Raw genomic sequence first — 24,875 nt, forward strand, 5'->3', positions numbered from 1 at the left:
CTTTGGGAATAAATTTTGCTTTTATTATAGCAGTTTAGTTTCAAAAGGATTGTGAAAAATGAAGAGTTTTTCTTTGAATAAAATGTTGCTTTTGCTGTGCGTGTTTGCACTTGGTTCTGCTAGTGCTTATGAACCTGAAATTGATATGAACCCACCTGATTATGTGGAGGAAATGCCCTCAAAAGACTTTATTCCTGAATTTGGAAAAACTGGAAGCTTGTTTGGACAAGGAGATAGGCCGTTATTCGCCGATAGAAGAGCGATGAAACCTGATGATCTCATCACAGTAGTTATTAGCGAGACTTCAAATGCAAATTACACGGCCTCAAAGACATACAACACTGCCTCAGGCGGTAATTCAAACCCTCCTAGACTTACATACAATGGAAATGATGAATCCAAGAAGAAATCTACGGAGTTTTTAGATGATCAAACCAACTACACTATGTTGGCACCTGCAAATAATTCAAATTTTAAAGGCGGAGGCAATCAAAGCAAAAGTGAAAGCCTCTCACTCACTATCACAGCTAGGATCATAAAGGTCTTAGAAAATGGAAATTATTTTATTTATGGGAATAAAGAGGTTTTAGTTGATGGAGAAAAGCAAATCATCAAAATCAGCGGCGTCATAAGACCTTATGACATTAACAGAAACAATACAATACAGTCAAAATATATTTCCGATGCAAAAATACAATATGCAAATATTGGTTCTTTGAGCAATTCCAATAAGAAAAAAATTGCCACAGATGCACTTGAAAGCGAATGGCCCTACTAAATGAAAAAGATAGCCATCATTCCTGCTAGGGGTGGAAGCAAAAGAATTCCAAAAAAAAATATCAAATTATTTTGCGATCACCCCATCATTAGTTATTCGATAAAAAATGCTTTTGAGAGTGGTATTTTTGATCAAATAATAGTCAGTACAGATGATGAAGAAATTGCAGAAATTTCTAAAAGCTACAATGCGGAGGTCCCTTTTTTACGCTCCAAGAACCTCGCTCTTGATAATACCCCCACCGTCCCTGTGATTGCAGATGCTATCAAAAAACTTGATCTTTGCAGCGATGATTTAGTTTGTTGTATCTATCCAACAGCACCGCTATTAAAACCTGATCACCTTATTTCAAGCCTTGAAAAATTACAGGAAAATCCTCAAAAAAATTATGTTTTTTCCTGCGTAGCATTTGATTTTTCACCTTGGAGAGGTTTTCTAATAAATAATAGTGAAATTTCTATGCTTTTTGAAGAATATAGCTTGAGTAGATCACAGGATCTAAAAGAAGTTTATCACGATGCAGGGGCTTTTTACTGGGGAAGGGCAAGGGCATTTTCTGAAAATAAACCAATCTTTCATCCTCATTCCATACCCTTTATCTTACCTCGTATGCTTGTTCAAGATATTGATACCATTGATGACTGGGAGATTGCAGAGATAAAGTATAAACTCAGATTCATAAAATGAAAATCAAAATACTCACCGAAGCTGGATATCCTTATGGATTAGGGCATTTTATCCGTTGCGTTCGTTTAAAAAAAATCTTAAAAAAGCACTATAAAGATGTTTTGATTTATCACTATGGAAACAAATCTCTTAAAGGTAGTCAATATTTAAATTGGCTAGATAATACTACTTTTGATTGGGTGATTTCAAATACAGATATCATCATCATAGATAGCTATCATGCAAGTAAAGAGTTTTATCAAAAAGCTCATAAGACTTGTAAAAAACTCATCATTTTAGATGATACAAATCAATCTTCATACCCACCTGATTGTGTTATTATCAACGGTGCTTTAGGTGCACAGCAACTTTATCCAAAAACAAAAAACTATCTCACAGGAATTCAATACGCACTCATAGATAAGAAATTTTTGAAATCAAAAATAGTTAAAAAAAATATCCAGCATATTCTAATAACCTTCGGTGGTTCTGATCCTTCAAATATGACTCAAAAAACTCTCAAAATCTTAGATCAGATGCACTATGAAAAACATATCATCCTACCCCAAAAGTTTGATTCAAAAATAATTTTTTCAGGGAATTATTACCAAAATATTTCTTCATCACAAATGGCAACAATAATGAGAAAATGCGATGTTGCTATATCAGCTGGTGGCGGTACTTTGAACGAATTGGCAATGTCTAAAGTACCAACATTGATCATTCCTATTGCACAAAATCAAATCTTTCAAGCTAAGCAATGGGATCTAAGTGGGGGAATGAAATTAACTTCTCTTAAAAATTTGAATAAAGATTTCGATACAATCATCCCTATGCAAAAAAGAACAGAAATGATAGAAATATTACAAAATATTAATTTTGGAAATCTTTTAGAAAAAGAGCTTATACAGATAATTTCAGAGGCAATAGAGTGAATTTTTATACCCAAGATATTTATGCTATTGATTTTACCCAAATGAATGAACAGGACTCTGAAAGTGTGCTAAATTTTAGAAACCACCCCGAAACTTCAAAATGGATGTATTCAAAAAATATCTCCAAAGAATCACATCTAAATTTTATCTCTATGTTAAAGAACAATTCTACGAGTTATTATTGGCTAATGAAAAAAGCAGAGGTGCTCTTAGGAGTGGGTTCAATTACTCGTATTAACTCAACACACAAACACGCATATTTGGGAATCTATAAAAATCCTTTGCTTAAACATGCAGGGAAAGAAATTTTAAAATGTCTTGAGCATATCGGTTTCAAAGAGTTTTGCTTACACACTCTTCATTTAGAAGTCTTAGAAAGTAACCAAAGAGCTATTATATTTTATGAAAACCATCATTATATTTATGAGGGAAAATTGTTAGATTTTGTTTTAAAAAATAATCAATATGAAAATGTTCTTATTTATGGAAAAAGGAATGACAATGAATAAACCTTTCATAGTTGCCGAACTCAGTGCCAATCACAATCAAAACCTAGAAATAGCAAAAAAGTCTTTGATTGCCATCAAAAAAACGGGTGCTGATGCTATCAAACTTCAAACCTATACCCCTGAATGCTTAACCCTAAATTCTCAAGATGAATGTTTTCAAATCAACTCTGGCACTTTATGGGATGGAAAAACTCTCTATGAGCTTTATAAAGAGGCTTATATGCCTTGGGAATGGCACAATGAACTTTTTACACTTGCAAAAACCCTAGATATAATGATTTTCAGTTCTCCATTTAGCTTGAAAGCTTTGGAATTTTTAGAGAAATTAGATTGTCCAATGTATAAAATCGCAAGCTTTGAAATCACAGATACAAATCTAATATACGAAGTAGCAAAAACGCAAAAACCCATCATTATCTCCACAGGAATTGCAACCCAAAACGAAATTGAAGATGCTTTAGATAGGTGTAAAATAGCAGGAAATTCTAATATCACACTTTTAAAATGTACCAGTTCTTACCCTGCCCCCATACAAGAAGCAAACCTACTATCAATGCCTGAACTTGGAAACAAATATGGGGTGAAATATGGTTTATCTGATCATACACAAGGTCATTTATCGGCTATTATAGCCACCTCATTAGGAGCAAGCATGATAGAAAAACATTTTATTTTAGATAAAAAACTAGGTGGTGTTGATGCTAGTTTTAGTCTGGATAAAGATGAATTTGAAGAAATGGTACAAGCCATCAATTCCACGATTTTGGCATTAGGAGAAAAAGAGCCCAAGAGCACTCCAGAAAAAATGGCAAATCAAAGAAGATTCGCACGAAGCTTATTTGTATCTAAAGACATCAAAAAAGGGCAGATCATAACCGAAAGAAATATCCAATCAATTAGACCAAATAATGGATTAGCACCCAAGTATTTCAACGAGATACTCGGAAAAAGAGCTAAAAAAGACTTAAAATTTGGAAAACCCTTAGAAATGGATGATTTCTCATGAGGTTTAATTTTGACACTTTTCACAGATAACAAAGAGTTTCATATTATGGCTAATAAGCTTTGCATTGTGTTCTGAAGCAACCTTGATCTGACGCTCTTCAATCTCTGGATCAACAAATTCAATGATATTTCCACAATGCAAACAAATAATATGATCGTGATGATCTTTTGCTGCTATCTCATACCTACGGCCACTCTTATCCGCATCCAAGGCAGTGATAAAGTTTTCCTTTTCTAAAAAACTAAGTATCCTATATACAGAAGAAATACTTGTTGTTTTATCTTTGGTTCTTATCTCAGAGGCAATCTCTTCAGGACTCAGATGAGTACCACTTCTATAAAGTACAGCGATGATTTCTTCCCTTTGTTTGGAATTTTTTAAGCCATTTTTACGAATTGACATCCGAAGCCTATCAAGTATTGAATCCAGTGTTTCTAGTCTATTTTGCATTTCAGATCCCCCATATTGGAACTTGGCTTATCTATTTGTGAGAATAAATTAAGTCAAGGAAATTATAAAAATTTTATACAAATCTAATTTTATACAAACTTAATAAATTATTGGGCAAAAATCATTTACAATCTTCTCGTATCATAAAATAAACCAAAAACAGACAAAACAAAAAGGCAGGATGACATGTTTGGTAATAGCAAAAATTCCCAATTGCAACTAACTCAAAAAAAAGCAGAAATAGAACGACTACAAAAACAAGTTGAAATCTACAAGACACTTGCAGAATTCTCATTCACAGAGATTGTTATTGGTATTAAGAATGAAAAAATTGTATTTGCAAATGAAAATGCTCTAAAAATTCCAAATATTGAAGAACTCGCTCATATCTTGAAAGATAACACGACAAATGTGAAACTCAAAAATCAAGTCTATGGGGTTAAAAGCAAAATGATTGATGGCATCCCCTACTTTTGTCTGATTCCTTCAGATGAAATTTTTGATAAAAACAATGGTCTAGATCTTTTCAAAACCTACCATCAAAGCTTAAAAAATGGTTTGCTTGAAGCTCAAAATTCTTTTCAAAATATCTTGAATGAAAGTAAAATAATTTTGGAAAAAGCCACAGAATCAGAAAAAGATAGTCTTAGCGGTCTTGAGATCAGCACCACGGCTTCTGAAAATATAAATAATTTGTATGAAAAAATGCAAAATGCGATTATGCTCGTAGATTCTCTAACGCAAAGAAGCAATGAAATCACCAATGTTATTTCATTGATTGATGATATAGCAGAACAAACCAATCTACTAGCACTCAATGCCGCTATTGAAGCGGCTAGAGCTGGTGAACATGGAAGAGGATTTGCTGTAGTTGCTGATGAAGTGCGAAAACTTGCTGAAAAAACCCAAAAAGCTACCAAAGAAATTGCGATTGTTGTAAAATCAATGCAACAAGAAGCTAGTGATATTCAAAATAGCACTGATGAAACCAATAAAATCACTGAAGAAGTTAAAAGTAGCGTGGATAGAATCTATCAAATGGTCACCCATCTCAAAGAGGGTGCAAGAGTTGCAAAATACGCTATCTATAATTCCAATAATCAGATCTTTTGTGCATTAGCAAAACTCGATCACGCTGTATATAAAAACAACCTCTATGCTTTGGTGTTCAAGCTATCTGATTCTTTCAATCAAGTTCAACACCAAAATTGTCGATTGGGTAAATGGTATTTTGAAGGCGAAGGCAAAAAATATTTCTCATCTACGCAGGGGTATAAAAATCTAGATGCCTTCCATTCTACCGTTCATACTGAAGCCAATAACCTTGCTCAAGCCATCAAAGAAAAGGAAGAAGAACCTTCAAAAGCCTTCATCGATCAGAGAATATCCAATATGGAAAGTGGAAGTAATGGGGTAATGAAATGCATTGATGAAATGTTAGAAGAAAAAAGAATAGAGATTAACAAAAATATAGAAAGTATATTGAATCAAAAGTCTGAGCATTAAAATAAATCTATGTTTGAAAAAGAACTCGATGCCATAAAGCGTGCAGGATTATATCGAGAGCGTAAGATATTTTCAGATAAATTGAAGGATTTTGCCTCCAATGATTATTTAGGATTATCGCAGAACAAAAAACTTTTAAAAAAGGCTTATAAGCTCCTCTTATGTCAAACTCATCACTCGCCAAAAGCCTCTATGATTGTCAATGGGTATTGTTCATTGCATAAAGAACTAGAAAATTATCTTTGTTCTTTAAATGGCTTTAAAGATGGTATTGTTTTAGGGAGTGGTTTTTTAGCCAATATAGCACTTTTTGATGCATTTGTGCGTAAAAATGATAAAATCTATATTGACGAAAAATATCACGCTAGTGGTCTGTATGCCGCAAAAATGCTAGGGGATAGGGCTATATTTTTCAAACATAATGATCCTGAAGATCTAAACAATCTTTTAGAATCATCTCCCCCTAAAGGAAGAATAATCATTGCCATTGAAGGAGTGTATTCAATGGATGGAGATATTGCAGATAAAAGATTTTCAGAAATTGCAATAAATAAAAATGCGATTTTGATTGTAGATGAAGCTCATAGTAGTGGGAGTATTGGAACAAATTTATTGGGTTATTTTGACTATCATAACATACCAATTTGCCAAAACTTTATCAAAATGGGCACACTTTCAAAAGCCTATGGAAGTTATGGGGCATACATACTTGGAGATACTGAGACTATAGAGTTTTTGTGCAATCGTGGAAAATCTGTTATTTATACCACTGCCCTATCTATCTTTGACACTACCCTAGCACTAATCAATCTAAAATACATTCAAAGAAATAAAAAAACCCTCAAAGATAAAATCCACTCTCTTCAAGCTATGGTCAAAAAAATACTTCAAACACCATTACAATCCCAAATCTTAGTAGTAAGATACAAAAATACCAAAGACATGCAAAGAACCCATAAAGAACTTCAGAAAAATGGCTTCCTGGTTGGTGCTATCAGAAAACCTACCGTTCAAGAACCAATATTGCGGATTACTTTAAGAACAAAAAACTCACTCAAACAAACCAAAAAATTGTGTAAAATAATCAAAAAATCTGAAGGTCAAATATGTTAAAAAAGATTGCTATTTCTATTTTAAGTTTTTTTGTTGCCTGCATTATTATTTATGTCGGATTTCTATGGATAGATTTAAGAGATGATGTGCAAAAAATTAAAAATTACAGACCACAACTAACAACCCAAATATTTGACAGAAAAAATCGTTTAATTGCAAATGTATTTGACACAGAATTTCGATTTTATTCAAGGTTTGATGAAATACCTCCAAAAATGATAGAAGCACTTCTTGCAGTAGAAGATACACTTTTTTTTGAACATGGAGGAATTAACTATGATGCCATTATTCGTGCTACTATCAAAAATCTCAAAAATGGAAAGTATCTAGAAGGTGGAAGCACTCTCACTCAACAACTTATCAAAAATATGGTTCTCACTCGGGATAAAACAATTTCTAGGAAAATAAAAGAAGCGTTGCTTTCAATACAAGTTGAGCATATATTATCAAAAGAAGATATTCTAGAGAGATATTTTAATCAAACTTTTTTTGGACACGGTTATTATGGGGTAAAGACTGCTTCATTGGGATATTTTAAAAAACCTCTAAATGCTTTAAGTCTCAAAGAAATTGCTATGATCGTATCCTTGCCTAGAGCTCCTAGTTTTTATGATCCTACAAGAAATTTAGATTTTTCATTAAGTCGTGCAAACAATATTATCAAACGTATGTATGAGATTGGTTGGATAAGCACAGAAGAATATGAAAAATCCATTAGTGAAATCCCTGAAATCTATAATCAAACACTCACGCAAAATACCGCTCCATATGTAGTAGATGAGGTTATCAAACAACTCAGCTACATCAAAGATATTAAAACAGGAGGTTATCAAATCAAGCTAAATATTGATTTAGACTACCAAAAAATAGCTCAAGAATCTTTGCTTTATGGCTATAAAAATATCAAAAAACGCATCGCAAAATATGATCCAAAACCCACCTTAGAAGCAGAAAATGACGATTATGATACACTTAATGGTGCGATGATTGTCACAGACACAAAAACAGGAAATATTCTAGCCCTAGTAGGAGGAATTGATCATAGTAAAAGTGCTTTTAATCGTGCTACTCAAATCAAACGTCAATTTGGTAGTGCCATCAAGCCTTTTATTTATCAAATCGCCTTTGATAAAGGCTATTCTACCGCCACAACAGTTCCTGATGTGGCTAGGAGTTTTAACAAAACCTACAATACCGATGAGGAAAATGAAGATAAAGATGAATATTGGAGACCCAATAATTTCTCTAAAAGTTTCAAAGGACTTGTAACCCTAAAAGAAGCTTTAAGCCATTCACTCAACCTAGCTACAATCAATCTGGTTGAAGTAGTTGGATTTGACAAAATCTATTCAGGATTGATAAATTATGGATTTAAAAATCCTCCTAAAGATATGTCTATTATCTTAGGAAGTGTGGGTATTTCACCCCTTGAAGCCGCAAAAGAATATTCTATTTTTTCTAACTATGGAACTATGGTAGAACCCTCATTATTTGAAACTATCACTGATAGAGATGGCAATATACAAACCTTTGAAGACAGACCATTTACGCAGATAACCACCCCTGAGCAATCCTTCCTTACCATCTCTATACTAAGAGAGACAGTAGCAGGAGGTACTGGAAGAAGAGCAAAAGTAAATGGTATTGAGATAGCAGGAAAAACTGGGACATCTAACAACAATATTGATGGCTGGTTTTGTGGCTTTACTCCCTCTGTACAAGCCATCATATGGTTTGGCAGGGATGATAATACTTCGATAGGAAAAAATGATTCAGGGGGCGTTATCTCAGCTCCAGTTTTCTCTCATTTTATTAGCAATATATTAAAAATTGATCCAGGCTTGAAACGAAAATTTTATACCCCTGAAGGTGTCAATAAAAAGACAATAAAAGGAAGTGATTACTATTACACCACAACCTCAAAACTACCTGAAAATAAATCTCAAGACACGATTGATGAAAAACTCTTATTTTAAAGAGTCTAATCAAAAAGTTCAGCAATCATGGAGCGGATTGATCCTCCGCCACATTCTTCAATCGTTGAAATATCCAAAGAGATAATTTGTATAAAAACTTTTAATACGATGTTTTGTAGATTATTTTTTCAATGTGCCAAAATAAAAAAGCATTTTGTGTCACCCCCCCCCCTAAAATAAAAACCTTTTTTTAAACCTCACCTTCTACAAAATAAATCTGTCAAAAACATCAAACACAAGAATACTCGAAATCTCTATTTATCGCGAGTCTCAGGGGGTACCCTCCCCCAATGGGGGTCATTTTCACCCTAACCCTTAAAATATGAATTTTTTTGAATTTTTGAACTCGTGCAATAAATCAAGCTTTTAATTAGTAGCGATGGATAAAATCTAAAGATAAAATATCAACCGAATTAAATTTAATGCCCAATCTGACATCATTATCACTTATGTTTTCAAAAATGAATCCAACTTGCACTTCAGGGTGATATGTTCGATCATACCACCACATATAATACCCTCTTCCTAATATGATGTGTTCTGTCCTAGTATAATTGCCATAAGAATAACCAAACAATGCCTTTATGAATCCAAGTATTTTTATTTTATGGCTATCAGATAAAAGTAATCTACTTTCTAGGTTGAGTGATATAAGTGGATATTGCGCATCGATACCATAGCCATAAGCTCCAGTTTTTACTAACTCTCCAGTCTTATATCCAAATGGATTGTTTGGGCGAAACACAATCGGGAGCACATCATAACCAGCACTCAAATAGATTAGAATGCTATTTGCAGTGCTCTTTGCAAAGTTTTTTCTACCAAAATGTAATATCCCTCCAGCATTAAATTCTGACGTAGTTTGATAACCACTAATATCAGAAAACAAAGGCAATGTGCGATCAAAATAAAAATCCACTATCTTTGGAGGTTTGTATTCCCATTCAAAACAGTTTGTGAAAAAACCACAGCCAAAGAGTTGAAATTGTAAAAGCAAGAACAACCAAAGTAAGCGAATACCTATAAAATAGTTCTTCATAAGAAAAATATAAAACTAAGTGTAGTAGTTATAGGATAAGATATTACTTCTCCTGTCATCAGAGGAACTTTATTAGGGGCATAAGCATTGACTTCAATAGGAGTATTTGAAGAAAACAAAGGAAATTTGATATTCCAAGAAATCGCATACCATTCATATTTTAGCCGAAGTCCTAAGTTGCAGTCCATAATAAAAGATATTTTTGTGATTGAACGATCAGGATCATTAGAATCTTTTGTTTGAAAAATAATACCTAGCCCATCACTTTTACCAAATATACTAGAAAATCTAGCTCCCATATCAAAACCTGTCAATAATGCCAATTCAAGCCCATTAAAGAACTTACCACTTTCAAGCACATAATTCGTACCAATAGTAAAAATTCCTTTATTTAAATTCAAATTATTGTTTATTTCTTGAAATACCCCTCCAGAGGTATAAATCTGAAGACCATTGTATTTATCAAAACTAAACTCCTCGCCGATAGAGAGTTCATAATATGGATAATCATCTGCTCCTTTGGCTTTAAAAATTTCATCTCCCATATGTGTTAATCTTAGAGTTAAACTATCAGAATTCCAACCAATACCCAACCCTCCAAATGTCTTCATATGAACAGCCATCAAGGGAGTTACTATTACAAGCATAAAGAATATCATCACAAATAAAAATTTTTTCATTACTAAACCCTAGAAGTCATTTTTTTATCAAAATTCTAAGTAATAATATATTAATTTTGCTTGATTTTCAATATGAATACAAAATTTTATTGGTTTTGCATTCAAGGTAATATAAAAAAAATCAAATGTAGTGAATTTTAGGTGGTTTGAACTGTATTTTTTACAAAAATACCACTCCATATCATCGCCTGTTCGTGCCAAAAATCGAAAGTTTTTTGACCTACCATATCAAAATAATTTTTCTGGCGAGAAAATATTTTTTAAGGAGCTTTTAAAAAAATTAGATGCAACGCCCCCAAATTTAGAGTATGTGGAGGCAAATTGGCATAAGTTCTTGAAGATGAACGATACAATAATACCAAAAGAGTCTCACATAAAAAAGGGTGAAGATTTAAAAGATAGTCCCAAAAATCTTTTTAGGGATTTTGCATTTGAGAGTTTAAAAGCTGGAGAAAATGGTAGGAGAGCAATAACGCATAAAATATATATTCAGATTTTGCAAAGAGACATTTTGCCTTATTTTGGAGATATGGATATTGCAGAAATCACATCTTTTAAGGTCAAATCTTGGCAAAATGAGTTATTAAAAAAGATAAAACCACAAAGTTTAAATAACGTAAGAGGGGTTTTGAATATGATTTTTAATGATGCCTTAGCAGAGGAAATTATCGACAAAAATCCGCTAAGTCTTATCAAAAGACCTAAGGCAGATAAAACAAAGATAAATCCTTTTAGTCTAGAAGAGGTAAAAAACATCATTGCAGGAGCTGATGGGTGGTTTAAAAACTATCTCACTTTAGCGTTTTTTTGTGGTGCTAGGATTGGAGAGATGTTGGCTCTGAAATGGGAGGATATAGATTTTGAAAATAATACTATCAGAATTAATAAAGCCATTAGAGATGGAGTTATTAGCAAACCCAAAACTAAAGCTTCTATCAGGGTGATTGATATGCTTCCTATCGTTAAAAACGCATTGTTGGAACAATATCAACTAACCAACAATATGGGCAATGTTTTTGTTTCTAAAAGAAATAAAGGTTTTAAAAGTTCTCAGTGCTTATTACGTGTGCATTGGTATAGTTTGCTTAGGAAATTAAATATTTCTAAACGGACACTCTATCAGACAAGGCATACCTTTGCTAGTATTATGATTAGCAAGGGAGAAGATCCTGTATGGGTAGGGTGCAAGATGATGGGACACGAAAATATAGCGATGACCTTATCGGTTTATACCAAATACATTGAGAGCAAAGAAAAACGAGCGACTTTTTTAAGTGATTTTATTGCTTAAAGATTTCTAAAGTCTGACACAAATGACACAAAATGGCTATTGTTTATATCTCTAAATACCTATTGTTAGGGGTTTTATTCAATGCTATTTGAAATTATAACTATTCACATATATTTAAAATTTAATATAAATTAAAATTTTATTCATTATTTCATCGAGTTTCCCCAAAAAATAGCACATCTTTAAATAGAAATTTACTTAAAACTCGCTAAAATCAGGGAATTCATTATTTAAAAGGTGAGCCAATGAAATTAAAACTAACCCATATATCGCACGTAGCAAATAAAATAGCATTGGACATTGCAAACTCCAATCTTTTAGAACTTAAAGCACCTCTAGAAAAGATCGCCGATACCGCCAAAATGATTCTAGAAGAAGATATTAAAAAAGAAGCCGATATTGATCAAAAAGCTAAAAATCTGCTCGAGGACAATCTTGATGAAATTGAATTTATGCGTGCAGATGAAAGGCAACTTTTTTGGATGATAAAGCGTCAAATAGCCGAGCAAGAAAATTTTCTACTTTCTTGGGAAGATAGATATAGCGATATCTCACATAAAATACTTGATGAACTAAGCCTTGAAGGATTTATCAAATTCAGCATATCTGAAAATCTAATCAAAAATATTATTTTCAAATCCATTGATTCTTATTCCAAAATGTATGAAGAAATTGAAGATGAAGTGATAGAAAAAATCAAAAATTACAAAAGAAAAATCCTTGTAGGTACAGATGAATATGAACTAGTTTTTGAAAAACTATATGAAGAAGAACTAAAAAGAAAAGGATTTTTATAATGCAAGATGCTTATCTTTATTTTGAAAATGGGCTTTTTTTACAGGCAAAAGCCTTCGGGGCAAATAAAACTACAGTGGGGGAAGTTGTTTTCAACACTTCAATGACTGGTTATGAAGAGATCATAACAGATCCAAGCTATGCAGGTCAGTTCATTGTTTTTACAATGCCTGAGATTGGTATTGTGGGGGTAAATCCTGAAGATATGGAATCAAGAGGAGCTTTTTGCAAAGGAATTATAGTCAGAAACTACAATGAGTTTTATTCAAATTTTAGAGCAAAAGAAAGTTTAGATAATTTTCTAAAATCTCAAGATATTCTTGGAATCACAGAAGTAGATACAAGATCATTGGCCAAAACCATTCGTAATAATGGTGCAATGATGATGGTAGCCTCAACTCAAATATCTTCAGCCCACGAACTTAAAAATATTCTCCACAAATCCAAGAAAATCCAAGAAATCAACCTCATTCCTGAAGTTTCAACGCCAAGCCCATACATACACAAAAGCTCAACTTTTGATTTTAATACCCTTAAATATGCTGACCCTAAAACTAACAAAAAAATCATTGCTATTGATTTTGGAATCAAAAGAAACATCCTCAATGAACTTACAGCTACAGGACTTGAAGTAGAAGTAATACCACATAATTTCAAAGCTAGTTTCATTATAGATAGATTCAAGAATGGCGAGATTTCTGGAGTATTTTTGTCTAATGGACCAGGTGATCCTCTGATGTTAAAAAATGAAATTTCTGAAATCAAACTTTTGGTTGAAGCAAAAGTTCCAATGTTCGCAATCTGTCTAGGCCATCAACTCCTCTCAATTGCAAATGGCTATGAGACTTACAAACTAAAATTTGGTCATCACGGCGGGAATCACCCAGTAAAAAACCTCATCACTCAAAGTGTGGAAATCACATCTCAAAATCACAACTACTCGGTGCCAGAAGAAATTAAAGAAATAGCACAAATCACTCATCAAAATCTATTTGATGGGACAATAGAAGGATTGAGATATAAAAATGCTCCCATATTTTCAGTTCAGCACCACCCTGAGGCAAGTCCAGGCCCAAAAGAATCAAGGAACCTTTTTAGACAATTTGCAGATATGATCTGAATTTATCATAATCTAAAATCGCCATTCAAGAGGGTGCGAACAATGATGTGTTTATCTCAAATTTTAGAAAATTTTTAACAATCAAATCGCTTAAAAAAGTGATTCGCCTTTCTTTCCTCCCAATCTATGGGATAAAACTCATGGATTCATCGCCATATTTCAATACCCCCAAGAACCCAAACTTGCTAATCATAATAATAGCAAGGTATGCATTTGAAACATTCTCAAGCAATTGATACTAGTCGTTTAATACTCACTAATTTGAATCTAAACTTTTATATCTAAAATGTGTGTGCTATGAACCACCTCTTGCTTATCTTCAAGAACTTGATCATCTTTTTTAGCTTTTTTATTCTCCTTCTCAAAGCTTCCATTTCCTTTTGAATCAGGATTGATAGATTGAGAATCTTCTGTAGGACGAACTTCTTGAATATTTTTGAGCTTATCCTCAAATTCTTTTGCAATCACATCTGCCATATCTCCTCTGGCAATTGCATTTGCCTGTTGAGCAGAATTGAGTTGGGAATTTTGATTAATATAGGTGATATTACCAATAGGTGAGATTGCCATTTTTCATCCTTGAAATTATTTTTTATAATGGAAGGTCTGGTGCTTGGCATAAATCACATTTGATCCTTCAATGATTTTCACAAACCTTCTCCTAGTATAATCGACACTAAAATTTCCTGTTTGAATTGAATTTATCCCTACAAGTATCTCCCCTGCTTTATGGATAACTTCATCATAAACTTTTCCTTTTCCGCAATGAATAATCATGTGAGATGATGGGACATCTCGGATATGTAGCCAAATATCATCAGCCTTAGCTTCCTTTAAAAGAGATTGATTTTCTGCCTTGTTTCTACCTATGGAAACTTTCACTCCTTCAATAAATATGATTTCATACTTAGGAGAAGATTTTCTATTTTGTTTTTTAGGCTCTAAGATAACCAGATCCTGAAGATTTTGGATATTTTGAATATAGACATCTTCTTGTCTTAAAAAATCAATTTTATCACTCAAATTCTGAACCTGTATGTGTGTATTTTTGGCTTTTTTGGTAAGCTTTTTTGCCTCTTTAAACATTATATTAACGCCTTCTTGAGGTGTCCTGATTTCTTTAGGCAAAGCAATATCAACATAAGAACCAGAAAAATCTTTTACCCTTACTTTAGAAGCAAAATTTTTTATTTCCCTTAAATTTGCAAGTAAGATAGTCGCATTATGTGATAATGTTTGTGCTTTTTGATAGAGTTCATCCTCTTTAGGAAGCTCGTGCAACAACAATTCTAATTTTTTTATTTTTTTTAAAATTTGGGTGGTGATGATTTCTTTTTTTATTTTTAATTTTTTATTTAGATTTTGAGAATAAAAATCTCTAAGCTCAGCAAAAAGCTCTTCATCACTCAAATCTTTTATATCCTCAGTAAGCATGAAATCTCTCTGATCTAAAGGCTTTAAAAATTCTCCTACACGAACTTCTCTAGAACTCCTATCACTATTGATATGTCTGAGTGCCTCTAAAATAATATTCTTCTCATCTAGCAAAATAACATTGGTATGTTTGCCTGTAAATTCAAATTCTATGATGAATCTAGTATTCTTGTAAGTGCCATTTTGATCGCATTCTAACTTTAAAATTCGATTATTTCCATCTATATTCGCACTAATTATTTTAGCTCTGGTGCAAAATTTGGACAAAAACACATCAAAAGGAGCACTATATTTTTTTGCCCCTATGAGGGGATTTGATGCAAGAAAAATACCACTATTTCCCTTAGTCATATCAAAATAAAATATTTTTTCTTTAAGTTCAACTTTAAGCAGATTGTCATCAATGCGTTTTATATTATGTATCATCTCTTGGCTACTGAGAAATCTTGCTATATTCTTGAGTAACCATAATTTCATTCTATTGACTTTCTTCTAGTCGTTTTTTTGCAAACTCAAGAGCTTCTTTAGTTATATTCGCTCCACTTATCATCCTGGCCATTTCCTCAATCCTGCCCTCTTTATGAAGTAGCTGCACCTTACTTTTGCCATCTTTTTTAGAAACCAAATAATGAGAATCGGCCAAAACAGGCATATGTGGCTGATGAGAAATCGCAAAAATTTGATAAGTTTTTGAAAGAGTTTTGAGCATTTTTGCTACTCCTTCGCTTTCTTCTCCACTTAAATTCGCATCAATTTCATCTAGGAGTAAAATTCCTTTAGATCCATTGATGAGCGAATCCATACACATCATCACTAATCTCAATCGATTGTATTCTCCTGAACTTAACACATCAATACTTGTGCCTTCCAAAGTGAGTTCAACTCTCTCCAAACCAGAAAAACACAATTCACAGGGCTTTAAACTCAAATTAGGTTTTTTTAATAGCAATTGATTGCAAAGTTGTAAAATCTCTTTTTCAAAATCACTGACATAACCACTACGATTCGCACTAATCTTTTTTGCCATTTCGATGCAAATACCTTTCAATGACTCCATCTGTTTGCATAAAACCTCTTTATCAAAACTCAAATTCTGATAATCCTGAAGATTTTGTTTTTGATTTTCTAGATGTGCTAGTGCCTGGCTAATCCCACCATATCTTCTATTGATATCTGAAAGAATAGCGATCCGATCAAGAATCTCTTCAGCATTAAGAGTATCTAATTGTTCAAGTTTTTCTTTTTCTTCATCAATGATAGAATTAACCTCCAAAAGAGCTTCTTCAAAAATCATACTTTCTCTTCCCATCAAGTTCAACGTATGGGAGATTTTAGACACACCCTCTAGTGCGTGTAATGCTTCAGAAATACTTTCTTGAATTTTTTCTTTTTTCGAGAGAATTTTTTTGAGTTCAAGCAATCTATCATATTCGCCCTCAACCAAATTCAAACTAGAGATTTTTTGTATCTCAAATTCGGCAAACTCTTTGAGATTTTGAATATTTTTTTCTTTTTCTTGTAATATTTGTAATTGCTCTTGTGTTTTTAAGAGCTCTTTATGATGAGCGATGAAACCATCTAAAAGTTCCTTATGTGAAATATTTTTTTTAACAATAAAATCATCTAAAATTCTCAAAATATTCTCTGTTCTTAATTCATCAACACCTTTTGAAGAAATATGTTTGGCAAATCTAGAAACAAGTTCGCCTAATCGTTTTTTGGAGATATTGTAACGATTGAGAAAATACCTTGTCTTATCTTTTTTGAGAATACTCAGCACAAGCATACCATCTTCTTGAGTGAATCCAAATTCATCCAAATCCACTCCAAACTCATCCAAATAAATATCCAAACTCGCTTCAATCACCTCAGCATTGGCGTCTTTAAGACCAAAAACCCCTAATAAAGATTCTATCAAAACAGATTTTCCGCTTCCACTTGCTCCACTAAAAACATTAAATCCATTTTTAAACTCTAAATCCACATCTTCAAATGCTATAGAGTTTTTAATGATGAGTCTATTTATCATTCTTCGCCCCATTTGAATTTTTGTTTTAATATCTTAAAATAACTCCTATCTTTTTTTTGGATTAGCTTGGCACCAAGTTGTGCGGAGCTGATTTTCAAGGTATCTTCTGTTTTCATCTCCATAACTTCTTGCCCATCAACTACTAGCATACAATCATCTCCTACCTGAAATTCTAAGATGAATTCATCACTTAAAACCATCGGTCTTTGAGTCAGAGAATGCGGAGAAATAGGTGTCAATAATATATTCCTACAAAATGGATAGATTACCGAACCCCCCGCACTTATATTGTAGGCTGTTGATCCAGTAGGTGTCCCTATAATCAAACCATCTGCATAATACACATTAAAAGGCTCTCCATTGACCTTAGCATAAATTTTAAGCAATCCTGAAATATTTTTTTTTGAAATCAAGATTTCATTAAGTGCGTGAAGATTTTTTTTATTTTCAAAGCCAATCAAAGATCCATCAAGCATCATATGCTCATCAATTTTATAATCCCCCTTGGCAAGAAGAGATGCAAACTCATCAGCTTCTGCAGGATTGATGGCGGTTAAAAAGCCTAAGTGTCCTATATTGATACCAAAAGCAGGAATTTTATAACCATAGCTACGACGAAGCGCCGAAAGTAGCGTACCATCTCCACCCAAAGAAACCAACACATCAACTTTTTGACACATATTTTCAAAATCCACGCCATCAAGACCTATCATTGAGGCACTAGAATTTTCTAAAATTACTTCTATGTTATTTTTATTGAATGCTTTTTGTATTTCAAAAAAAGTATCTTTTAATCTAGGAGTACAAGGTCTTAGCAGGACCCCTATTTTTGACACAGGTTGATTCATATTAGATCTTTAAATTTATTTTTTCATATCATTGTATCAAACTAGAGATAAGAATAAAATTTCATAACACCATACACAATATCAAAACCCAAAAGATAGCACACAATAACTACCAAAAAAATCAAAATATAAAATAAAATGCTGTTCATACCTAAGCCTGAAGAAATGCTTTTTGAGATTTTTTTATCACTTCATAGGCCTCATTGATTTTTGTGAAACGATCATGATAGTCTTGAACAATCGTTTCATTTTCTCCATAGACATTATCTGGATGATAGATGCGAACCAAGTTTAAATAACGCTTTTTTACACTCTTGAAATCATCATCAAATCTAGATTGCAATTGAATATAACATTCTCTAAGATTGCGTTCATCTTCAGTGAGAAAAGAAGAGCCAAACGTTTCTCCTTTAAAGCCCTTATAATCAAACTCAATCAGCACATTGTGGATTACTTTGGAGCTAATGAGATTTATGATGTGTTTCCAAAAATCCTCCCCTTTTGCCCTAAGATGAACTTCATTTTCACATTCAAAATCACAATAAAAACCAAATAAACTTTTCAAATAACGTTTAGCTAAAGCATTTTTTTTCTCAAGAGTGAGAATGACTTGATTTAATCCAACCACTCTCAATGAAATCTTCACCCTCTGAAGAATGTCATTTTTTTTGAGTATTTTGATACGAATAGGCAAATGAGTGTGCGATAAAAGCATATCAAGATCGCTCTTTTCCTCTTGCAGACTAGCGTGATAGGCCCAATTTATCAAATAATCTTTCTTGAATCTTTCTCCATCATCTAAAATAAGCACAGAAGAAGACAAATGGTATTGCTCAAAAAAATGCTTATTAGAATACCTTATTATTTTCTCAAATAATTCGCTCTCTTCAAAGAGCTCAATTTGAACATAAGAATTGCAATAACTCACACTCATTAAGATTCCCCATATAATTACACATATATTATGGTATATATGAAGCAAAAATCAATCCATAAAAATAAAAAATTAAGTTTTTAAATGAATTTATATATTTAAAATCGCATAATAAGAACAAAAAGTTGAAGGGATTTTCAAATGATACTAGATACTTTAGCTCAAAATGGATCGCACTTAGATATTTTAATTTACGTCGCTGTGGGGCTTATTTCGGGAATGGCGGCAGGTTTTTTTGGCATTGGAGGAGGAACTATCATTGTGCCTTTTATGTTGATTTTAAAATACCCTATGCAACACGCTATCGGGATTTCTGTAATGCAAATGATTTTTTCCTCTATTTTTGGATCTTTAATCAACTACAAAAAAGGTTTTTTAAATCTAAGAGATGGTATTTATGTCGGTATAGGCGGACTTATTGGGGCTAGTTTTAGCGGAATGGTACTACAAAATATCAGTTCTGAAACGCTCAAGATTTTATTTTTGTGTATCACATTTTATTCTTTTATTAAATACGCCTTTAAGCTCAAAAGTTCCGCAAATAAAAATCCACCAGCTTTATCAGAACTTAATAAAAATATCATTTTGATTTTAGCAGGGACTTTGACAGGAGTCTTTGCAATTTCTTTAGGCATCGGTGGAGGGTTATTGATGGTTCCAATTCTTGGGTATTATCTAGGTTATGAATCAAAACAAGCCGTTCCAGCGAGTTTGTTTTTTGTGATTTTTGCTTCCATATCAGGTACCATGTCCCTTCATAATCAAAATGTGATTGATACTGAAGTTCTACACGCAGGATTTTATATAGGTATAGCATCAATGGTGGGGGTATGGTTAGGTATCAAGCTTATTGAAATCTCTAGCGGAAAAATACACCGCATAGCCTTACTTAGCATTTATATGCTTTCTATGCTCATCACAGCTTACAAGCTAGTTATGGGCTAACCAAAATTTATATTACAAGGATTAGAAATGAAAAAGAAAATTGTTATTATCGGTGGGAGTATCGCAGGGCTAAACACCGCACTCATATTGGCTTCAGCTATCAATAAAGATTTGGATTTTGATATTACCATCATTGATGAAGGAAATGCAGATATTTTAAAAGCTGAAGTATATAATGTACCATTTTTTCCCAAAGGCATACAGGGTGAAGAAATCATTTCTCATATCAAAAAACAAATAGCCGATCTTGCAAAAGTAACTTATATTGATGCAAAAGTAGCTGAAATATCAGGAAAAAAGGGGGCTTTATTGGTTAAAAGTACGCAAGGAGATTTTAGTGCAGAGTATGCAGTCATTGCCACAGGAGCAAGCGAATGTGGTGTTAAAGGATTGGAAGAGTTTATAGAACCCCACACCTTGATGCCAAAACCTGGAAAAATCAAACTCAAAACCACAGGTAGAAACCTTATCAAAGAAGGTATATATGTTGCAGGAATCGCATCTGGAGTAACCTCAATGGTTTCTTGTGCATTGGGAAGTTCAGCAGAAACAGCCTGTGCGATATTAAGCGATATTAAAGGAAGCGTGAGTGTGATGCATGATTTCAAAGGCTCTAGAGAATAATAATTTTAATTTCTAGGGGAAACCCCCTAGAAAGCTTGAATCAAAAAGTTTTGAATACAGGTAAAATCACCTGAATCGATGATGAATAAGGTCTTGATTGATGATTTTATAGATGAGATTTGAATCTTTTTTGATATTCATAAAATTTTTATTTATTTTTGTATCCCCTTTTTGAGGCAAGATAGCTAATATTTTACCTGGATACTTTGGATCACTTCGCTGAAAAAATATCTCTTTGAATTGATCTATTTTGATTCTAATATTTCCAAAACTTGGATCAGCTAGATACACATATTCTCTATCCATACCTTTATATACAGTAAAATGATCAATGTTTCTAATACTCACAAAAACAATCACAGGTATCTTTAATTTTGACAAAGTAGGAAAATCCACCGCAAGTCCAAGCACCTTAAATCCCTTTTGTGTGGCATATGTTGAAAGATCTGAAAACGATATAATGTTATCCCCTTGTTTGAGTACTTCATTTTCATTCACTCCATAGCCTTTAGATTTTAATATCTCATCGATAATCCCACACTCACTGATAGATTCATCTTCATAATAATATTTCAAAATACTAGCCAAAGAAGCACTCCCACAGCTATAGTCATACTTTTGTCTCACCAAATCAGCATTCCTGAACTCTATCCAGGACTTTACAGGTCGCTCTATGAGAACACTACTTTGATTGATATATACTTTTGCATCTAATAAACCTAATAGAACAAAAAATATAAATTTTTTCATTTTATTTTATATGAAAACAATACACTCACGCTATTGCTAGTGTATAAATTTGTACTCAAATTATTGATATTCACACTCACAATCAAGCTAGGATTTACCTCATAACTCGCTCCAAAAAGATAGGCAATAGAAGATCCTTGATGGGCTATGATAGATCCATCAAGTCTATCTTTAAATTTATACTGATAATTAATCCCAAAATTTACCGAAGTATAAGGATTCAAGGCTAGATAAACCATAGGGCTTAGATTCAATGTATTACCTATCTGCAGCATATGATCATCGAGATATCTTTGAAGATTCAAGCTAAAGCCGCCCTGAAGAACAAAAACAATCGGATCAACAGTGTAATAACTCGTGGCAAAAAACGAATAGTTTTTAAAATAATCAAACTTATTTTTTGAATCTTTTAGCGATGCAGGTATAGATTTTGAGATAATAATAGGAGTCGCTCCAACCAGTAATGATGGGTATTTACCTTCGGATTTGACCTGATAGACAAACCCCATATTGAAGTTATTAAAATCATATGTATCTTCTACAGAAAAGGCACTATCACTTAGATTGCTATATTGATAGAAAAAACTAGGAGAAGCAAAGATCTCAATATCTTTGGTGATGCCATATCTGAGATTGAGACCAAAGTTTAAAAAATCCTGATTAGACTGCTGAACCCCAAGTATTGAAGGTATGCTGTATATACTTGAAGTATCTGTTGGTGAAGATGTGGTGATAACAGGAGCGAACACATTGGTTTGTTTTTGAATATTGGCATAAAATATCAAAACATCTAATCTGAGGCTATGTTTTTGAGTGAGCATTTTATTTATCATCACCGCATCGCCATAGATATTAGAAGCTACCAATAAAAATAATAATATTTTTTCATTAATACCATAAATTCATAATTTTAGCAATATAATACCATAGATTCTTCATAGATTATAGCTATATAAATATCCTAAATGATATTTATATCATATATTAATAACTCAAAATAGCGTGAATTACGTTATTATCAAAGCTTACTTCAGGATAAAAAATATACTCACTTATGTTCATAAAAAATAATTTCTAAATTATATTCATCTTATATATCATATCTCTATTATTTTATCTATTTTATATCTATAAATACTGATTTATATCCATATCATTAAATATTATAAATATATTTTCCACACCATACCTCCCTATTTATGGTATCTTTATTAAATAAAAATGCACTTTATATTATTTTTATTTATTTTTTATTGACATGGGTGTTAAAATTTGTTACCATTATCAAATCAAGAATCAATATCATTGTTCTTGGCCATATTTTATTTCAAAGGAAAGGAATTATGAAAAAAGTAGCTTTATTTTCACTCCTAGCCTTCACCCTCACTGTGGTCTCTGCGAGACCTCCTATAGAGGGTGATGTGTTGGATGGGAATGATTTTGTCTTTGGCATAGATGTCTCAGCAGATACTATAGCTAGAAAAGGTGGGTATTCAACGCCCTACTTGCAAGGAAAAATAGATGGTCAATATATCACCTATTCTACATTTTCAAAAAATAAAAATAACAATTCAAGTCAATTTGATGCGACTTTGAATCTAAACGCAAGATATGGTCTGTTTGATTATTTTGAAATATTCGCAAATGCAAATGGGTATTATCAATATTCAGATATAGATACAGGTAGCCCAATATATAAAGATTTCAATCCTAAAGCTAATATCGTGAATTTTGGTGGTGCGAATATCGGCTTGATGGCGACACTATATAAAGGCGAGAGTTTCCATGTGGTCATAGGGGATAATTCTGACATCATCACTAACACAATGTTTGCAGATTTTAAATCTCAAATGAAATATTTTGGAGGTCATACATTTTTCATTAATTTTGTCGAACAATACAAGGCAGATGGAGAGAAATTTGCTTCATTTACCAGTCAATTCTACTATAGACTAAATCTGAATCAAAAATACAAATTTTCCTCAGATGATGGAGAAATGAATCATAAATTCAAAGCTGGAGATGAAGCAGGGGTTAGGTTTTTATGGCAAGTGGCAAAAGAGAATTCCCTGATGTTTATCGGTGCAAATGTAGCTTTTAGAGCCTCTGATAGACGTGATGGTGAAAAGCTCCCTATGGTGCTTTTTAGTGGTCAGGATTATAACGGTATGGGAGTTGGATTCTCAGTAGGTACAAAAAGAGATATCAATGCTCATTTGGGTTATAAAATAGCTTTTAATTATATGAACTATTCACTTGATTACAATAGTAATACCGCAGGATTAACATTCGGGCTTTATTTTAAATAATTCATTATTTTTCAGATCTACACAATGGATCTGAAAAATTCTTTTTCTTTGATGAGATCTAATACCTTCAAAGCCATCTTGCTCATAGGCAATCTTTCAAACTCGTTCAAACCAAAAAATTCTATTTCTTTCTCTAAAAAATCCGCATCCATAATCAAATAAGCCTTTATATTCAGTTTATAACGTGTATAAGAGTGCTTGAACTCTCCTAAAAAAGGAAAATTCAAAATCCCCCCTTCTGTTGTTTTTACTATCTTTGGAAAATTGTATAACCCCCTATATAAAGAAGTCTGACTTTTTACCAACCCTATCTTATCTTCAAATACACATACTCCAAGATTTAAACTCAAAGATTCATAAGTAATCTTTTTTTTCTGGGTATAAACTAGTGCATCTCCCTGCCCTTCGCACCAATTTTGTAAAGGACACATTTTGCATTTAGGATCTATAGGTAAGCATACCATCGCACCAATATCCAAGAGTGCTTGATTGTGATCAAAACTATTTTGATGATTGAGTATTTTTTGGGCTAACTTTTGTAATTCCTTCATACTAGGAGATTTAAGTGCAAAAAATCGGCTCAAAACCCGCCTAATATTGGCATCTACAAAACTCACGGACTTTCTAAACCCAAAACAAGCAATTGCCCCAGCACTATACTCTCCAATACCAGGTAACTTTAGAAGTTCCTTTGGCTCAGAAGGTAGATATTTGCCACAGATTTTTGCAGTTTTGAGCATATTACTAGCTCGTGAATAATATCCTAGCCCTCGCCATAAACGTAAAACTCTCTCTTCATCAGAGTTGCTCAAAGCTTCTAAAGTAGGAAATTCAGACAAAAAAGGCTCATAATATTTACCCAATACCGTGCTTACTTGAGTTTGTTGTAACATGATCTCACTCACATACACCCCATAAGGAGCGTTCTCTCCACTCAAGTTTCGCCAAGGTAGATATTTTCGACCATTTAGTTCATACCATTGAAGTATTTCATTGTGTATTTTTTGTAATTTTTTTGATTCCATATGCATTCCATTTGGATATTTATTAATATGAAAATTATATCTATTTTGATTTCTAAGATTGCTTTTATCGAAATTAAAATTTAACTTTTTACTCATGTTACTTTTAGTAAAAA

Annotated in this window: 24 protein-coding genes and 1 pseudogene; 14 read left to right on the top strand and 11 right to left on the bottom strand. The window is 32.7% G+C overall.

Annotation, left to right across the window (positions count from 1 at the left end; translation table 11 throughout):
- Positions 1 to 82: 82 nt before the first annotated feature.
- From flgH to pseI, 5 genes are read left to right on the top strand one after another with little or no spacing between them, the layout of a single operon-like run.
- The gene (gene flgH / locus BKH42_RS03230; protein ID WP_095294926.1) at positions 83 to 778 is read left to right on the top strand and encodes a flagellar basal body L-ring protein FlgH; all 696 of its coding nucleotides are present in this window, start codon (positions 83 to 85) and stop codon (positions 776 to 778) included.
- Positions 779 to 1,465 (top strand): pseudaminic acid cytidylyltransferase, encoded by a 687-nt coding sequence (gene pseF / locus BKH42_RS03235; RefSeq protein ID WP_095294839.1) that lies wholly within the window; start codon positions 779 to 781, stop codon positions 1,463 to 1,465.
- On the top strand, positions 1,462 to 2,379 hold the full coding sequence (locus BKH42_RS03240; protein ID WP_095294842.1) for a hypothetical protein: 918 nt from the start codon (positions 1,462 to 1,464) through the stop codon (positions 2,377 to 2,379). The genes pseF and BKH42_RS03240 overlap by 4 nt, the downstream gene beginning before the upstream one ends.
- Before the next feature lie 41 nt (positions 2,380 to 2,420).
- Positions 2,421 to 2,888: a UDP-4-amino-4,6-dideoxy-N-acetyl-beta-L-altrosamine N-acetyltransferase gene (pseH, locus tag BKH42_RS03245; protein ID WP_095294928.1), complete on the top strand. Its 468-nt coding sequence runs from the start codon at positions 2,421 to 2,423 to the stop codon at positions 2,886 to 2,888.
- Positions 2,881 to 3,894, top strand: a complete 1,014-nt coding sequence (gene pseI, locus BKH42_RS03250; RefSeq protein ID WP_095294844.1) for a pseudaminic acid synthase — start codon at positions 2,881 to 2,883, stop codon at positions 3,892 to 3,894. The genes pseH and pseI overlap by 8 nt, the downstream gene beginning before the upstream one ends.
- Positions 3,895 to 3,897: 3 nt before the next feature.
- Here pseI and BKH42_RS03255 read toward each other — a convergent pair whose 3' ends face one another.
- The gene (locus BKH42_RS03255; protein WP_095294846.1) at positions 3,898 to 4,344 is read right to left on the bottom strand and encodes a Fur family transcriptional regulator; all 447 of its coding nucleotides are present in this window, start codon (positions 4,342 to 4,344) and stop codon (positions 3,898 to 3,900) included.
- A 186-nt stretch (positions 4,345 to 4,530) separates the two neighbouring features.
- Between BKH42_RS03255 and BKH42_RS03260 the strand changes: the two genes are divergently transcribed.
- The 3 genes and pseudogenes from BKH42_RS03260 to BKH42_RS03270 form a co-directional block, all read left to right on the top strand.
- Positions 4,531 to 5,850, top strand: a complete 1,320-nt coding sequence (locus tag BKH42_RS03260; protein WP_095294848.1) for a methyl-accepting chemotaxis protein — start codon at positions 4,531 to 4,533, stop codon at positions 5,848 to 5,850.
- A gap of 9 nt (positions 5,851 to 5,859) precedes the next feature.
- Complete coding sequence (locus BKH42_RS03265) at positions 5,860 to 6,963, top strand: pyridoxal phosphate-dependent aminotransferase family protein (RefSeq protein WP_095294850.1); 1,104 nt, start codon at positions 5,860 to 5,862, stop codon at positions 6,961 to 6,963.
- Positions 6,957 to 8,852, top strand: a pseudogene (locus tag BKH42_RS03270) (PBP1A family penicillin-binding protein); the annotation flags it as partial. The gene BKH42_RS03265 and the pseudogene BKH42_RS03270, both read left to right, overlap by 7 nt.
- Positions 8,853 to 9,309: 457 nt before the next feature.
- Here BKH42_RS03270 and BKH42_RS03275 read toward each other — a convergent pair.
- Both BKH42_RS03275 and BKH42_RS03280 read right to left on the bottom strand, forming a co-directional pair.
- Positions 9,310 to 9,936: a hypothetical protein gene (locus BKH42_RS03275; RefSeq protein ID WP_095294854.1), complete on the bottom strand. Its 627-nt coding sequence runs from the start codon at positions 9,934 to 9,936 to the stop codon at positions 9,310 to 9,312.
- A gap of 38 nt (positions 9,937 to 9,974) precedes the next feature.
- On the bottom strand, positions 9,975 to 10,658 hold the full coding sequence (locus tag BKH42_RS03280) for a hypothetical protein (RefSeq protein WP_095294856.1): 684 nt from the start codon (positions 10,656 to 10,658) through the stop codon (positions 9,975 to 9,977).
- A gap of 130 nt (positions 10,659 to 10,788) precedes the next feature.
- Between BKH42_RS03280 and BKH42_RS03285 the strand changes: the two genes are divergently transcribed.
- From BKH42_RS03285 to carA, 3 genes are all read left to right on the top strand, one after another.
- On the top strand, positions 10,789 to 11,949 hold the full coding sequence (locus BKH42_RS03285; protein ID WP_095294858.1) for a tyrosine-type recombinase/integrase: 1,161 nt from the start codon (positions 10,789 to 10,791) through the stop codon (positions 11,947 to 11,949).
- 245 nt (positions 11,950 to 12,194) lie between these two features.
- The gene (locus BKH42_RS03290) at positions 12,195 to 12,746 is read left to right on the top strand and encodes a DUF507 family protein (RefSeq protein WP_095294860.1); all 552 of its coding nucleotides are present in this window, start codon (positions 12,195 to 12,197) and stop codon (positions 12,744 to 12,746) included.
- A complete protein-coding gene (gene carA, locus BKH42_RS03295; protein WP_180673941.1) occupies positions 12,746 to 13,864 on the top strand; it encodes a glutamine-hydrolyzing carbamoyl-phosphate synthase small subunit in 1,119 nt (372 codons plus the stop codon). The genes BKH42_RS03290 and carA overlap by 1 nt, the downstream gene beginning before the upstream one ends.
- A 267-nt stretch (positions 13,865 to 14,131) precedes the next feature.
- Here carA and BKH42_RS03300 read toward each other — a convergent pair whose 3' ends face one another.
- The 5 genes from BKH42_RS03300 to BKH42_RS03320 all read right to left on the bottom strand — a co-directional run bounded on the left by BKH42_RS03300 (position 14,132) and on the right by BKH42_RS03320 (position 19,109).
- Entirely contained in the window at positions 14,132 to 14,434 is a 303-nt protein-coding gene (locus tag BKH42_RS03300) for a hypothetical protein (RefSeq protein WP_095294865.1), read from the bottom strand.
- A 15-nt stretch (positions 14,435 to 14,449) separates the two neighbouring features.
- Positions 14,450 to 15,775 carry an NFACT family protein gene (locus BKH42_RS03305; RefSeq protein WP_095294867.1) on the bottom strand — a complete coding sequence of 442 codons (1,326 nt, stop codon included), beginning with the start codon at positions 15,773 to 15,775 and terminating at the stop codon, positions 14,450 to 14,452.
- 1 nt (position 15,776) lies between these two features.
- Positions 15,777 to 17,327: an AAA family ATPase gene (locus BKH42_RS03310; RefSeq protein ID WP_095294869.1), complete on the bottom strand. Its 1,551-nt coding sequence runs from the start codon at positions 17,325 to 17,327 to the stop codon at positions 15,777 to 15,779.
- Positions 17,324 to 18,175 (bottom strand): NAD(+)/NADH kinase, encoded by an 852-nt coding sequence (locus tag BKH42_RS03315; RefSeq protein ID WP_095294871.1) that lies wholly within the window; start codon positions 18,173 to 18,175, stop codon positions 17,324 to 17,326. Before BKH42_RS03315 ends, BKH42_RS03310 begins: the two co-directional genes overlap by 4 nt.
- A 151-nt stretch (positions 18,176 to 18,326) precedes the next feature.
- A complete protein-coding gene (locus tag BKH42_RS03320; protein WP_095294872.1) occupies positions 18,327 to 19,109 on the bottom strand; it encodes a DnaJ domain-containing protein in 783 nt (260 codons plus the stop codon).
- 141 nt (positions 19,110 to 19,250) lie between these two features.
- On the opposite strand from BKH42_RS03320, the gene BKH42_RS03325 reads away from it, so the two are divergent.
- A complete protein-coding gene (locus BKH42_RS03325) occupies positions 19,251 to 20,054 on the top strand; it encodes a sulfite exporter TauE/SafE family protein (protein ID WP_095294874.1) in 804 nt (267 codons plus the stop codon).
- 27 nt (positions 20,055 to 20,081) lie between these two features.
- A complete protein-coding gene (locus BKH42_RS03330; RefSeq protein WP_095294876.1) occupies positions 20,082 to 20,678 on the top strand; it encodes an FAD-dependent oxidoreductase in 597 nt (198 codons plus the stop codon).
- A 66-nt stretch (positions 20,679 to 20,744) separates the two neighbouring features.
- Here BKH42_RS03330 and BKH42_RS03335 read toward each other — a convergent pair whose 3' ends face one another.
- Both BKH42_RS03335 and BKH42_RS03340 read right to left on the bottom strand, forming a co-directional pair.
- Positions 20,745 to 21,428 (bottom strand): C39 family peptidase, encoded by a 684-nt coding sequence (locus BKH42_RS03335; protein ID WP_095294878.1) that lies wholly within the window; start codon positions 21,426 to 21,428, stop codon positions 20,745 to 20,747.
- Positions 21,425 to 22,261 (bottom strand): hypothetical protein, encoded by an 837-nt coding sequence (locus BKH42_RS03340; RefSeq protein WP_095294880.1) that lies wholly within the window; start codon positions 22,259 to 22,261, stop codon positions 21,425 to 21,427. Before BKH42_RS03340 ends, BKH42_RS03335 begins: the two co-directional genes overlap by 4 nt.
- A 510-nt stretch (positions 22,262 to 22,771) precedes the next feature.
- Between BKH42_RS03340 and BKH42_RS03345 the strand changes: the two genes are divergently transcribed.
- Positions 22,772 to 23,737, top strand: a complete 966-nt coding sequence (locus BKH42_RS03345; RefSeq protein WP_095294882.1) for a hypothetical protein — start codon at positions 22,772 to 22,774, stop codon at positions 23,735 to 23,737.
- Between the two features lie 17 nt (positions 23,738 to 23,754).
- On the opposite strand, the gene BKH42_RS03350 is transcribed toward BKH42_RS03345, so the two are convergent.
- Complete coding sequence (locus BKH42_RS03350) at positions 23,755 to 24,762, bottom strand: A/G-specific adenine glycosylase (RefSeq protein WP_095294884.1); 1,008 nt, start codon at positions 24,760 to 24,762, stop codon at positions 23,755 to 23,757.
- Positions 24,763 to 24,875 lie beyond the last annotated feature (113 nt).

Source organism: Helicobacter sp. 13S00482-2 (assembly GCF_002272795.1).
In the GTDB taxonomy this organism is placed as follows: Bacteria; Campylobacterota; Campylobacteria; order Campylobacterales; family Helicobacteraceae; genus Helicobacter_J.